Genomic DNA, 13309 nt, shown 5'->3' with positions numbered 1-13309 from the left:
TATATTCTACGCAAACTTCGCAGGTGCCAAATGGCCCTCTGCGAAGTTTGCGTATTCTAAATAAAGATAATTACAGAACCTGTTTCTCCAGCGGCTGTTTGAGAATGCCGGGCTGAAGCTCCCACTCTTCCTTCAGATATTCCTTATTTATTGCAATGACTTCCTTCATGGCTTCCATCCCCGGCGCTCCGAGAGTCAGTCTTTTTTCCACGCAGGTTTTCAGGGAAACCGCCTCATAAATATCCTCTTCAAAACAAGGGCTGATCGTTTTAAGCTCTTCCAGGCTTAGCGCATCAATACCCGTATTCTTTTCTATGCAGTACAGCACCAGACGGCCGATAATACCATGGGCATCCCGGAACGGGACTCCCTTTCCCACCAGATAATCCGCCGCATCCGTGGCATTGGTAAAACCATTTACAGCGCTTTTTTCCATATAGGTTTTATGAAAACGCATGGTCCGCACCATTCCGGTAAAAAGAACCAGACAGCTTTTTACCGTATCAATGGCATCAAAGGTCATTTCCTTGTCTTCCTGCATATCCTTATTATATGCCAGAGGAATTCCCTTCATTGCAGTGAGCATGGAAATGAGCGCACCATAAACCCTTCCGGTCTTGCCCCTTGTAAGCTCGGCAATATCCGGATTCTTCTTCTGGGGCATAATGCTGCTGCCTGTGGAATAGGCATCATCTATTTCCACAAAATGATATTCGTTGGAATTCCAGGTGATAATTTCTTCAGAAAAACGGCTTAAATGCATCATAATAGTGGAAAGAGCCGACAATAGCTCAATGAGATAATCCCTGTCGGATACGGAATCCATACTGTTCAGGGTCGGCCCTTCAAAACCAAGCAGCGAAGCCGTATAGCTTCTGTCCAGGGGATACGTGGTACCCGCCAGCGCACCCGCACCCAGCGGACAATAATTCATCCGCATAAAGATGTCCTTCATCCGCAGCCGGTCCCTCTTGAACATTTCAAAATAAGCCCCCAAATGATGGGCCAGGGTGGTGGGCTGCGCCTTCTGCATATGGGTAAAGCCGGGCATGTAGGTTTCCAGATTATCTTCCATCAGGCTGATAAGCGTCTCCAGAAGCTCTTTCAAATAAGCATCCGTTTCCAATATTTCCTGCCGTATGTATAACTTCATATCCAGAGCGACCTGATCATTCCGGCTTCTTCCCGTGTGCAGCTTCTTGCCTGCATCACCGATACGGTCAATCAGATTAGCTTCCACGAAGCTGTGGATATCTTCATACGCATCCGTAATAACCAGCCGGCCATCCTTCACATCCTCCCGGATTCCGATAAGTCCTTTTACAATGGCATCCTTTTCCGCCTGTGTGAGAATCTGCTGTTTTTCCAGCATCACCGCATGGGCAATGCTTCCCTCAATATCCTGCTCAAAAAAACGCTTGTCAAAATGAATGGACGCATTGAACTGATATGCCAGCTTGTCCGTTTCCTTCGTAAAACGTCCGCCCCAGAGCTGTGCCATAATATCCTCCGTTCCGCCAAAAACCGGCCCTGTATTCCCGCGAGCAACGAGCCGAATGGATGCGCCCGGCACCCATTCGGCGATTGTTGCAGGGTATTTGATTCGATAAAAAGTACCTTATATTTTCAATTTAAAAATGATACTACCATAAAATGAACTTTATTGCAATAAAGTTATTGACATAAAGTTTCTTCTGAAAGTTTCTTCGTAACGGTTCATCAGCATCTGTTACTGTCGGCATTCCGCATCCGGCGGACACACATGCCGAGAAGAAAGCCGGAAACCAGAGTCACTGAAACCACAAACAGCTTTTTCTCCCAGAGCCAGCTTCTGTCCTCTTCCATCGCCAGGACCACGGAGGTCAGATTGGAAACCGCATGTACGAGAAAGGCCGCCGGCAGACCGCCGCACCTCTCATAAGCAACAGCCAGAAGCAGCCCCAGGCAGACAGCATACATTCCCTGGACCAGCTGAAAATGATAGATTCCAAACAGCAACGCCGTAATTCCTGCCGCCAATGCCGTTCTGCATTCCTTGCGCAGCTTTCCGTATCCCATTTCACGGAATACCAGTTCTTCCGTAAAGGGAATCATGATACAGGATATGAGGAGCTGTTCCCATACCTTGCTGCCATATACCATATCCGCCCTTCCATCATACATGCCTGACGGACTTTCCAGCCCGGAAAGCACAAGCAGCCCATTCATCATAATACATACGGCAATTCCCGCCGGTATCAGCAGCCAGCCATATCCCAGCGCCCTGCTGCCCCCCTGCATTATTTCCTGAAACCCTCTTCCCCGGAATATCCGCTCCCCCGCCAGCAGCGTCAGCGCAGTCGCCGCCGCGGCCAGCCCTGCCACCTCCAGCACGGAAAACTTCACCGGACATACCAAAGCCGCCGCGGCCATTATCCCCAGATACCATAAAACAGGCCACAGAATTTCCCATCCAAGCTTCCATCCCCGCATAAGCACACCCCTCATATCACGACGTCATTCTGTCCGCAATTGGTTTCTCATTTTTCTGTCTCTAACGGTTCCGTATCTTTACAGTTATTTCTATTTTATCATTTTCCGCTGTCCCGCACCACCCTTTACCGCCTTATTACAAGATTTCCATACCTCACCGGCCGAACACGAAGTCATCATTTTATGCCGGCATCCCTGAAAAAATACCGGCAAGGAACAAATTCCCGCCGGATTCATATGATATGTTATATAACTGACCGGAACCGAATTGCCACTATGGGACCCGGTATTTTCTTTTCCGGCCAGATTGGAGGATTGACATGGAAGACATCATACTCTCATTGAAAAATATAGCTTTCTCCTATCATAGCCTGAACGGGGAAATCAAAGCACTCGACAATATATCCTTTTCGGTCCGAACCGGAGAATTCCTGGCCATCGTCGGTCCCAGCGGCTGCGGAAAATCAACGATTCTCTCCCTCATTGCCGGATTGCTGCAGCCTGAATCCGGCGATATTACTTTTTATACGAAAGACCCTCATGACAAGAAGCCGGGAATCGGTTACATGCTCCAGCATGACCATCTGTTCGAATGGAGGGATATCTATAAAAACGTTACCCTTGGACTGGAAATCAATAAACAGCTGACACCGGAAAAAAAGGCAAATGTCCTTTCTATGGTAAATGACTACGGACTTTCGCCCTTTCTTCATAAAAAGCCAAGTGAATTATCCGGCGGCCTGAAACAGCGTGCAGCCCTCGTGCGTACCCTGGCTCTGGAGCCGGAAATTCTTCTTCTTGACGAACCCTTCAGTGCCCTTGACTACCAGACACGCCTTACCGTATCTGCGGACATCTGCCGTATCATACGTTCCGCCGGAAAAACCGCAATATTGATTACCCATGACCTGTCGGAAGCAGTCAGCCTGGCTGACAGGGTCATTGTACTCAGCAACCGTCCCGCACGGGTAAAAGCGGAAATCCCTATCCACCTCACCCTTAAGGATGACTCGCTGCTTGCTTCCAGGAATGCGCCTGAATTCAAGGACTATTTTAATCAGCTTTGGGAGGAACTGACAGATGAATCATAAAAAAACAAATAAAAACATGACTCCGGCAGAGCTTTCCGCCTCCGCCCAGGAGCGTTTTGTTGCGGATCACAGAAGACATCACAGAATGGTTACCTTTATGCGTTTCTTCATTCTTATTGTATTCCTGGCTGTCTGGGAGCTGTGTGCTGATTTTAAGCTCATTGACTCTTTTTTCTTTTCCAGCCCCAGCAGAGTCGTTACCTGTTTTATTACTATGCTGCAAAAGAACTCCTTATTCACGCATATCGGAGTAACCCTTTATGAAACCATACTCAGCTTCCTTCTGGTGTTTGCCTTCAGCATGATCTGTGCGACACTGCTGTGGTACTCTTCCCGGCTGACGGAAATTCTGGAGCCTTATCTGGTTGTGCTTAACAGCCTACCCAAATCCGCCCTGGCGCCGCTGCTTATTGTATGGCTGGGTACCGGGATGAATACCATAATCGTTGCCGGTATCTCCGTAGCCATATTCGGAGCTATCATCAATCTGTATACCGGCTTCCGCCAGGTGGATGAAGAAAAAATCAAGCTCATTTATACCCTGGGAGGCAACCGGAGAACAACACTGTTCAAAGTGGTTCTGCCCGGTTCCGTTCCCATAATCCTGAGTACAATGAAGGTAAATATCGGCCTGGCCCTGGTTGGCGTCATTATCGGTGAATTCCTGGCGGCAAGAAGAGGGCTCGGTTATCTGATCATATATGGAAGCCAGGTATTCCAGCTCAATATGGTAATTACTTCCATTATAATTCTATGCGTCATCGCCATGGTGCTTTACCAGATCATCCAGTGGCTGGAGCATTGGTGCAAAAAAAGAATATAAAGGCAAATAAAGACACGGCTCCCTGAAAAGCATACGGGGAACCGTGTTTTAGAAATACTTATTTTTTCAGATTTCTGTATCCCACCTGCCGCAGAATACATTTTCCTGGTATCGACCTTTGAATTTGGATTCCCCTATTATCTTTTCAATGGCGGCGTGCATCACCGTTTCCGTATCCATATATGCGTTGATATAGGTTTTTGCCATCGGCACATCTATCAGGTGGTTGGTAAAACCAAGAGAAAGAAAAACCGTGGGTATTTCGGAAACATACCAGGGCTGGTCAGCCGGAGCCGCCCATTTGATACGCATGGCATTATATTGGGCAAAACCTGTGACATGCAGGGCTACGATACAGGCATCATAGCGTGCCCGGAATTCCTCCATCTTTCCCTTTTCTGCAGGAGTCTGCCCGTCCACTTCAAAACCCTTCTCCTCCAGAAGGCGGATCAGGTTCTTTTTCACCTCTTCACTGTTGTCCTTTATCAGTTTCCCAGCAACCACCATCCCTTCCCCGCCGATAAATACCAGCTTCAGTCTTTTGGCCTTTTGGATTGTAAGAGGAAGGCTATGCCCGGTATCCTTAACCAATGTAATAAACCGGTCTGCTGCTTTCCGGGCTATCCATTGGTGTTCCTTGCATCCCACCACCTCCAGCGCTTCTTCCGACGGCATCAGCTTCCCTTCCGCCTGCTTACGGTGCAGACCGGCAGCGGCTTTTACCCCCAGTATCCTATATAAGGCATCCTGCAGGCGTTCTTCCGAAAGGATTCCCTTCCGGTATCCTTCCAGCATATATCCGAAATCTTCTTCACAGTCATTAAAAAACAGAAAGCAGTCACAGCCTGCGGCGATAGCCCGCGGTACCTGCTCCCTTCGCGGCATGGCAGCGGTCATCCCTATCATATGGGAGGCATCCGTCACCACCAGGCCGTTGAATTTCAGTTTTTCCTTTAATAATCCGGTTATCAGCTCCGGACAAAGAGTGGCAGGAAGGATTTCCTCCGCCCTGGTTTCCGGGCGGAATTTTCTCTGATAGGCTGGCATGGCTATATGGCCCGCCATGATGGTCATCACCCCATTTTCGATTAATTCCTTATAGACCCGGCCAAAGGTACTGTCCCACTGCTCACAGGAAAGATTATTTATGCCCATCAACAGATGCTGGTCATTTTCCTCTGTGCCATCACCCGGAAAATGCTTGCAGCAGGTAACCAGCCCCTTTTCCCCCGCACCGCGCATAAAAGCCCTGGCATAACGGATGGTATCTTCCGTACTGTCATTAAAGGCCCTTGTCTGCACAATGGTATTCCTCCAGTTAAACAGGAGATCCACCACCGGTGCAAAATTCCAGTTGCAGCCTACCGCCGCCGCTTCCGAAGCTCCTACACAGGACATTTCATAAGCCAGCTCTTCGGAATCTGCAGCTGCAATGGCGGCGCCGTTTGCCACCGCGGTTCCCCCTTCTATTCCTCCATTGCCCCCTGCTTCACAATTGGAGGCAATGAGCAGCGGGATTTTGCTGTTTTCCTGTAGAAAACGGTTTTGTTCATATAACACTTCTTTGGGGGCATTATGATAACGGATTGCGCCTACATGAAACCGATCCAAAACGGATTTCATGTCCTCCGGCTCCCTGCTCTTGACCATGTATACAAAAAGCTGCCCTATCTTTTCCTCAATGGACATCCCTCTGATTGTTTCTTCCACCCATTTAATGTCTTCTTCTTTGAGGTAATAAGGCTTTCCTGTTAAATCAACCATATCCCGTATTATCCTTTCAGATTGCTGTGAAATTCTTCTGTCCATCCATCCTGCATGCCTGCGTCGCATTCCCCACGGATAAAAGCCGGGAACACGGCTGTCCTGAATTTTTCCCAGGATTTCCTTTCCCGTTTCACCAGAACAGGGAAAAAAAGGATCCCATTGATCCCTGCCGCCTTTTCATCCCCGGGAGCATCGCCAATCATCATTACCCTTGTCTTTTCATAACCCAGCTTCAGCAGTTCGCTTATACAGTGTGCCTTGGATCCGTCATTCTGTGTCAGGAGAATATCTGTACAGGAAAGAAGTCCGCAACGCTCCCATTCTTCCTCTACTGCTTTCCGATTGGCAGAGGAGACCACCGCCACATCCGCTTGCTTTTTGGCCTCTTCCAGCGCTTCCTTCACTCCGTCAAAAGCCTGCAGTATTTCCTTCGGCAGTGCATTGATTTTTACATTCACCTTTTCCGACCAGGACAATGCTTTTTTTAAAGCCTGCCCTTCTTTTGCGCCCCATTTTGGAATTTCCCCTGCAAGCGCCTGGTTGGAAAGCTCCGGTGCAGACGCCGTCCATGCCAGCAACGCTTCAAGTCCCGGAATATGCCGGCAGCTGTTATCCACTTCTTCCAGCGCTACCGCAAGTCCCTGAAAACGGTTAATCCCTCTGTTCATGGAATAGAGGTTTGTTTTATTCCACTGTTCCTGAATTTTATCCTGCCACGGCTGTAAATTCCATTCTTCTACCATACAGGGGCCAAAGCAAAGCATATGCTTGCTGTCCATGGTGTCCATGGCGCACCCGTCCGAATCCACACAAATCAGGTAATCGTGCTTTCTGGTAAATTCCATTCCCTCTCCTTTCCTATATCCGATATTCTGGTTTGATCCATTCCTTTTTCTAATATTTCCCGGAAAGGAAGGAAATATGTGCCTTATTGTTTCTGCAGGAAGCTTTACGCGAAACCATGCGGCAACATCTGTGAACGGGAAGTGCTGCGTTTTTTCCAGTCCGAGTTATTTTAACCTTCAAAAAACTCACGGGCCGCACGCCCTGTGAGTACGCAGGCAGCCTTTAGCAAACGTGTGGGAGTACCAGAAGAAAGGAAGCTCCGGAAGCGTCTTTTTCCCGGTATCCATATCGGCACTTTTCTTTGCACTTTTCGCTCCATTTTCAGCCGCAGTATGGCGTTTTTCCGTGATTTTTGCTATCCTTGTTCCATAATGAATCAATACGAGGGGGAAACCATATGAGCGAACACAAACTCACTTTACTTACCGTCAGTTCTCTGGAAAAAATTTTCCCGGATGAGCCGTTCCATCCACAGACTGCATACACCGGGGCCTCCTGCCTTCTGAATGAACGTTTTTCCTTTCAGACCGCGTATTATTGGGAGGGACCGCTTACCTTTCATGCCCGGGTAGTTGTATCCGGCTCCTTAGCCGGTGCCGTTACCGTAAGGCAGGTAGGACTTGCTCCCAGTGAGCTTCCCATTTTCCCGGACGGCGACAATTTTCTTCTACGCAATACACCCGGGCTGTATCCGGATCCTCTTTATCCCGGCACAGAGGACATCACTCTGCTTCCCGGACAATGGAGAAGCCTGTGGATCACTGTACCTGCGGAATGCTCCCTTCCTGCCGGCTCCTATGAACTGACAGTCTCCATCCTTGGAGAGGACGGTACGGTCTTGGGCTGCTGCGGCTTTCAGCTGGAACGTCTGAATGCCCTCCTTCCGGAGCAGACCCTGATCCATACGGAATGGTTCCATACGGACTGCATTGCAGACTGGTACAAAATCCCTGTTTTCAGTGAAGAATACTGGGAGCTTACCTTTCAATATATGGAAGCTGCCGCACGGTACGGTATCAATATGATCCTCACCCCTCTTTTCACGCCTCCTCTGGATACGGCGCCGGGAGGAGAACGCACCACGGTACAGTTAATTGACGTTTATCGGGATGAGAACGGTTATACCTTTTCCTTTGAAAAGCTGGAACGCTGGCTGGCACTATGCGAACGCTGCCATATCTGTTATCTGGAATTTTCCCATTTATTTACCCAGTGGGGAGCCGGGCATGCACCAAAGATTATGGCTATGGAAGGTTCTCCTTTGCAAAAAGATGGCTGCTCCACTTCCCGGACGGGATCTCCGTCCAGTGAAAAGGGATGTCTCAAACAGATTTTCGGCTGGGATACCGACGCGGCGAGTGATGCGTACCGGGAATTCCTGGAAGCGTTCCTGCCCTGTCTTATGGATTTTATACGCAGCCATCAGTTACAGGAACGCTGCTATTTCCATGTATCTGATGAACCGAATAAAGAGCATATTCCTGCCTATCTGTATGCCAAAAGTCTTCTGGAGTCTCAGATTGACGGTCTTCCTATCATGGATGCCCTGTCTGATTATGAATTCTACGAGCAGGGCCTTGTAGGGATTCCTGTATGCAGTAATAACCATATAGAGCCTTTTCTTGCACATCAGGTACCGGGACTGTGGACGTATTATTGCTGCGGTCAATACCGGGAAGTGGCAAACCGCTTTTTCTGCATGCCGTCTCAGAGGAACCGTATCCTGGGCATACAGCTTTATAAATTCCAGATGCAGGGATTTCTTCAGTGGGGATTTAATTTTTGGAATACTATGCTTTCCCGTCGTTCCATCAACCCCTATTGCGTGACCGATGCCGGTTGTGCGTTTCCTTCCGGGGATGCCTTTCTGGTATATCCGGGGGAGGACGGCCCTGTTGCTTCCCTCAGGGCAGAGGTCCTTATGGAGGGTCTGCAGGATATGAGGGCGCTGCAGCTTCTGGAACAGCTGACCGACAGGGAAAGTGTTCTCCGTATGCTGGAGGATGGACTGGAAACTCCTGTCTCCTTCAGTAAGTATCCTCACGAAGCCGCCTGGCTACTCTCCCTACGCGAAAAATGCAACAGGGAAATAAACCGAGTGATAAACGGAAAATAGTTTCGTGAATCTATATTGCTTTTTCTTACGGAAATGTATATGATAGTAACAGACACACGATAAAGGAGGCCTGTAAATGTTATCTTTCATTTTATCTATTGTATATGGTGCTATCGCCGGCTGGATTGCCAGTAAAATTATGAATACACAGGGCGGTACCCTGCGCAACATCGTTACGGGAATTGTGGGCGGAATGATCGGAAGCTTTCTGTTCCGTCTGGTCGGTTTTTATGCCAGCGGTTTTTTTGCAAACCTGATTGTTTCTGTAATCGGCGCATGTCTTTTTATTTTTATCGGCAAGAAGTTATTCGGCCGGAGCTGAGAAGCACGATTATCTTGATAAGTAACGCAGAGGAACCGCATGTCATCGCTGACATGCGGTTCCTTTTTCCGTTTTTTATCCTTCTATCAGGTAACTGTTACGTTATTATTTCAAAACATCTGATTTCACATACCCTGTCTGGCCGTTGAACTTGACCCTGGTCCAGCCGTCTGCCTGTTTCATGAGTATTTCCAGCTTTTCACCGGAATAGCAGACACCGATTCTTTCCGAATTCTCATTCGCGCTCTTTCTGACATTTACGGTTTCCGATACCGTGAATTCCCCACTGTTGGGGACCTTTGCCGCAACAGGGGCGGGCTGTGAAGGCTGGGAAGGCTCCTGTGCCTGTTGGCTTTCACTTTCCGCAGATGCCGTACTTTCTGCAGGTACCTCCGTGGTTTCCGGCGTGTTCTCCTGCTCCTTCAGCGCTTCTCCAACCGCTACCATCATATCGTTAAGATAGCTGGACAGATATTGGGAAAGGGCTTCATCTCCTTCCAGTATCTGTGCAGATTCATTCTTAATGCGCTCATACAGAGCCGCCACATCCTCCTGTGCAGTCACCTCATTGGCATAGGCCGCCTCTTCCGGGTTATGCTCCCAGTCCCGGATATAATACGTCCCGTCGTCCTCGCGGCTGACATAAAACGGGGTCAGCCCGGGCACCAGGGTATCAAATCCGATGAACTTCACATCATAACAGGCATATACCACATAGCTGTCCGCATCCAGGCCCGGTTTGGTATAACAAACAATATTGTTATAGGATTCAATATGAGAACCGTTCTCCTGCATACGAAGCAGTTCCTTGTCCTCCGCATAATCCAACAGTGTCTTTATGGTTTCCATATCATCCGACTGCAGCGCCTGATGGTACTTGGTAATCAGCTCATTGACCTCCGGGTATTCATTTTCCAGCAAAGGGGCCGCAGCGCTCTCCTGCTGCTCTCCCGTTTCCTCCGCAGGTGTAACCGAACCCGCCATAGCTTCCTGTGTTTCCCCCGCCGTCTTCTGCGTCCTGCCTTTTCCCATTCCCCAGCCTACCAGAATACCGGTACCTGCCACCACTATCAACAGCGCCGCCAGGGCTATAGACATTGTCTTATTTTTCTTAATCCATCTCACGGCAAGGGTCGGGTACATCGCTGCCCCATAACTGTGTTTTTTCTTTTTTCTTCTATGATTTCCTGATGTTCTTTTTTTATCATCCATAACTGCTTCCTTTGTAAACGTTTCCGGCCTTTTCCGGGCCACAGCAAACAAATCCCATGCAGTTAATCATAGCATATGCCGTATTCGTTGTCCATATAAGGAAAGCTTAAGATATTATGAAGGTTTCATGAATCGTAACTTACCGGTAAATAGCTACGGTTTCCAGGAAGCGGCTACCTTTACAGGGCCGCTTCGCTTTCCTGATTTTCCCGGATTGTTTTCACCCCCGCCAGGAAATAAACAAGGTAGCATACCCACACTTCCAAGCACCAGGCAAATGCCGCCTGTTACCAAAAACAACAGTCTTTTTTATTCTCATCAACTCACCCTCCTCTGTTCCACGGAATAAACAACATCGGCTAAACGCATGGTGGACTGTCTGTGGGAAACCAGAACCACCGTTTTATCCTGACGTTTTTTGAAAGAGATTTCAGGTTCACCGCTTCGTTGAGGCTGTCAAGGTTGCTCGTGGGTTCGGTCTATAAAATGTAACCCTACCCTGCCACACAGCTTAAATACTGGTTTTAACGGTATGTAAAAGTGTGTATACCGTTAATCCACCTTCCAGCTTCGGGATTTCCACCCTCCTACAGGAGATGGGCCGTATTTCCCTTTCCTGATTCTCTCTACGAGTTCGTGGCTGTGTTCCTTCAGCCATGATAGCGCTTCTTCGATGGTCATTCCATCTATTCCCGGCGCTCCTTTGTTTGCCTTCACTCTCTTGTAAGCCCTGTTCAGGTTATCCTTATCCAGTATCTTACTCAAGATATCTGGCTCCGCACTGTCCCTTACCTTCCATATCCGGTTGAACGAGCGGTGCGCTCTCACATACCCTTTGCGTTCCGCGCTATCTCTTTGTGAGCAGCTTTCCGTGTTTTCTGCACCCATCGCTCATTCCCCCTTTCCAAGTCGTACTAAAGACTCCTATTGATTCGGCCCTTTACTAAAAAAACAGCTGTCGGGTAAGGGGGATTCCTTGCGGTCTCTCCCTCCCCAAAGAACGGAACGTGCAGCTTTCACCGCATTCCGCTCACGTATCTATAACGCATAGTATCCTATTTGCGCGGCTCTATTGGAACTTATTGCCTTCTTTCGATTATATCGGTGCCTTCTTGACCTCTCTTCATAGTACGCTTTCTCCAGAAACGGGTTTTTGTTCATTGCTATTTGTCCTTTTCGTACGATTGGCATATCACTCATTAAGAACAAGATATTCTTTTCTGTCATAAAGCTCCACTTTCTCCCTTTATGGGTTTTCCAGTATCGCTCCTTTATCCAGTGTTTTCCTTTGTTTGGGTGTCTCCTTTTTGCCCATTTCCATAGCATTTCCCATATCCGGTGGTCAAGTTTCCCATATGTGCTTTTTGCACATGCTGAATGGTGGTAATCTGCCCATCCTTTTGTGACTTCGTTTAACTTGCGGATTAGCATTTCCTGTGGGGCAGTGTGGTTATCTTTTATAATACAGCTGATTGCCTTTGTCACTTTCTCAACTGATTTCCTCGATGGTTTTATTATCAGTTTTCCTTTATACTTTCTAAAGTTCCACCCCAGGAAATCGAATCCGTCATCTATGTGGGTTATCAGTGTCTTCTCTTCCGACAGTTTCAAACCTCTTGGCACCAGAAAATCGCTTATCATCTCCCGGATTTCCTCTAGTGCTTTCTTATTAGCGGCTGTCACTATGAAGTCATCAGCAAAACGGACCACATGTACCTTATTCCGGTTATTCTTAACACTTACCGTTCCTTTCTTACTTGCCCAATACACTCCCAGTATCATCGGCTCAAGTCCGTCTAACACCATGTTTGCATAAGTTGGTGAAATGACTCCGCCTTGTGGTGACCCCTCCTCTGTAGGGTATAGCCTCCCTTTTTCTACATAGCCGCACTTCAGGAACTCTTTCAGGATTCTTTTGTCCGTTGGAATGTTGTCTGCTATCCATTGATGGCTTATCTTGTCAAAGCAGCTTTTTATATCGCCTTCCAGTATCCATTGCGCTGAATCTTTCCTGCTCAGAACACTGAATGCGTATTCTCTTGCATCTTCCGGGCTCCGGTATTTCCTGAATCCGAACGAAATCCTGTCTGCCGTGGTCTCTGCCACTGGTTCCAGTGCCAGGAGCTGTAATGCCTGCATTGACCGGTCTTTCATTGTTGGTATTCCCAGCGGACGTTTCTCTTTCTTGCCAAATTTCTCGATGTACACCCGTTTCAGAGCCGATGCATGGTATGTCTGAGGGTTCAACCGCATTACTGCCTCTATCTTTTCTCTGTCCGTACTCCACACGACGCCGTCAATTCCTGGTGTCTTTTTCCCTTTATTTGTGCTTACCCTCCTTACCGCCAAGGCTTTCGCATAAAATGAATGTGTCACAAGGTATTGTAGCCTCTTTACCAACCTCCACTTTTGTTCCAATGTTGCCTTTACAATCCTGATTTGTAGCCTGTTAACGTTTTCCTCTGCCTGTTTCCAATCTATCCCTTTCCATTGCAGTTTCATTCGTCTGTACTGTCCTCACTTTCGTGTCTTTGAACCTGGTACATACACAGATTCCAAATCTTTCATGTAATCGATACGCACCGGAAGTCTGCTCCCCTTTCGGGTGGGACAAATCTTGAATCCCTATCCTAGGCATTACACCCTGGCTTTCGCTTTTT

10 protein-coding genes and 1 pseudogene are annotated in these 13309 nt (G+C 48.1%); 4 read left to right on the top strand and 7 right to left on the bottom strand.

Annotation, left to right across the window (positions count from 1 at the left end; translation table 11 throughout):
- Positions 1-70: 70 nt before the first annotated feature.
- Positions 71-1501, bottom strand: a complete 1431-nt coding sequence (gene argH, locus DXA36_RS01515) for an argininosuccinate lyase (protein WP_118675902.1) — start codon at positions 1499-1501, stop codon at positions 71-73.
- Positions 1502-1719: 218 nt separating this feature from the next.
- A complete protein-coding gene (locus tag DXA36_RS01510) occupies positions 1720-2472 on the bottom strand; it encodes a CPBP family intramembrane glutamic endopeptidase (RefSeq protein WP_182478872.1) in 753 nt (250 codons plus the stop codon).
- Positions 2473-2792: 320 nt separating this feature from the next.
- Here DXA36_RS01510 and DXA36_RS01505 point away from each other — a divergent pair, with 320 nt between their 5' ends.
- Both DXA36_RS01505 and DXA36_RS01500 read left to right on the top strand, forming a co-directional pair.
- Positions 2793-3563, top strand: coding sequence for an ABC transporter ATP-binding protein (locus DXA36_RS01505; protein WP_118675900.1), 771 nt, complete (start codon positions 2793-2795; stop codon positions 3561-3563).
- Complete coding sequence (locus DXA36_RS01500; protein WP_118675899.1) at positions 3553-4386, top strand: ABC transporter permease; 834 nt, start codon at positions 3553-3555, stop codon at positions 4384-4386. The genes DXA36_RS01505 and DXA36_RS01500 overlap by 11 nt, the downstream gene beginning before the upstream one ends.
- Positions 4387-4452: 66 nt before the next feature.
- Here DXA36_RS01500 and DXA36_RS01495 read toward each other — a convergent pair whose 3' ends face one another.
- Positions 4453-6150, bottom strand: a complete 1698-nt coding sequence (locus DXA36_RS01495; protein ID WP_118675898.1) for a glycoside hydrolase family 3 protein — start codon at positions 6148-6150, stop codon at positions 4453-4455.
- A gap of 8 nt (positions 6151-6158) precedes the next feature.
- A complete protein-coding gene (locus tag DXA36_RS01490) occupies positions 6159-6998 on the bottom strand; it encodes an HAD hydrolase-like protein (RefSeq protein ID WP_118675897.1) in 840 nt (279 codons plus the stop codon).
- A gap of 398 nt (positions 6999-7396) precedes the next feature.
- On the opposite strand from DXA36_RS01490, the gene DXA36_RS01485 reads away from it, so the two are divergent.
- Both DXA36_RS01485 and DXA36_RS01480 read left to right on the top strand, forming a co-directional pair.
- On the top strand, positions 7397-9115 hold the full coding sequence (locus DXA36_RS01485; RefSeq protein ID WP_118675896.1) for a glycoside hydrolase domain-containing protein: 1719 nt from the start codon (positions 7397-7399) through the stop codon (positions 9113-9115).
- A 76-nt stretch (positions 9116-9191) separates the two neighbouring features.
- Positions 9192-9437, top strand: coding sequence for a GlsB/YeaQ/YmgE family stress response membrane protein (locus DXA36_RS01480; protein WP_118675895.1), 246 nt, complete (start codon positions 9192-9194; stop codon positions 9435-9437).
- A gap of 105 nt (positions 9438-9542) precedes the next feature.
- Here the strand turns inward: DXA36_RS01480 and DXA36_RS01475 are convergent, their stop codons facing one another.
- The 3 genes and pseudogenes from DXA36_RS01475 to ltrA all read right to left on the bottom strand — a co-directional run bounded on the left by DXA36_RS01475 (position 9543) and on the right by ltrA (position 13151).
- Complete coding sequence (locus DXA36_RS01475; protein WP_118675894.1) at positions 9543-10649, bottom strand: SH3 domain-containing protein; 1107 nt, start codon at positions 10647-10649, stop codon at positions 9543-9545.
- Positions 10650-11202: 553 nt separating this feature from the next.
- Positions 11203-11537, bottom strand: a pseudogene (locus tag DXA36_RS01465) (group II intron reverse transcriptase/maturase); the annotation flags it as partial.
- 150 nt (positions 11538-11687) lie between these two features.
- Positions 11688-13151, bottom strand: a complete 1464-nt coding sequence (gene ltrA, locus DXA36_RS01460) for a group II intron reverse transcriptase/maturase (protein ID WP_118675893.1) — start codon at positions 13149-13151, stop codon at positions 11688-11690.
- Positions 13152-13309 lie beyond the last annotated feature (158 nt).

The sequence above is a fragment of the Eisenbergiella sp. OF01-20 genome (assembly GCF_003478085.1).
In the GTDB taxonomy this organism is placed as follows: domain Bacteria; phylum Bacillota; class Clostridia; order Lachnospirales; family Lachnospiraceae; genus Eisenbergiella.
The sequence above is the reverse complement of the archived record's forward strand: the minus strand, read 5'-3'. Positions and strand labels throughout refer to the sequence as shown.

Coding starts and splice junctions, on each gene's coding strand:
- DXA36_RS01505 (WP_118675900.1), top strand. CDS start 2,793: ATGGAAGACATCATACTCTCATTGAAAAATATAGCTTTCTCCTATCAT.
- DXA36_RS01495 (WP_118675898.1), bottom strand. CDS start 6,150: ATGGTTGATTTAACAGGAAAGCCTTATTACCTCAAAGAAGAAGACATT.
- DXA36_RS01500 (WP_118675899.1), top strand. CDS start 3,553: ATGAATCATAAAAAAACAAATAAAAACATGACTCCGGCAGAGCTTTCC.
- DXA36_RS01490 (WP_118675897.1), bottom strand. CDS start 6,998: ATGGAATTTACCAGAAAGCACGATTACCTGATTTGTGTGGATTCGGAC.
- argH (WP_118675902.1), bottom strand. CDS start 1,501: ATGGCACAGCTCTGGGGCGGACGTTTTACGAAGGAAACGGACAAGCTG.
- DXA36_RS01480 (WP_118675895.1), top strand. CDS start 9,192: ATGTTATCTTTCATTTTATCTATTGTATATGGTGCTATCGCCGGCTGG.
- DXA36_RS01485 (WP_118675896.1), top strand. CDS start 7,397: ATGAGCGAACACAAACTCACTTTACTTACCGTCAGTTCTCTGGAAAAA.
- DXA36_RS01510 (WP_182478872.1), bottom strand. CDS start 2,472: ATGCGGGGATGGAAGCTTGGATGGGAAATTCTGTGGCCTGTTTTATGG.
- DXA36_RS01475 (WP_118675894.1), bottom strand. CDS start 10,649: ATGGATGATAAAAAAAGAACATCAGGAAATCATAGAAGAAAAAAGAAA.
- ltrA (WP_118675893.1), bottom strand. CDS start 13,151: ATGAAACTGCAATGGAAAGGGATAGATTGGAAACAGGCAGAGGAAAAC.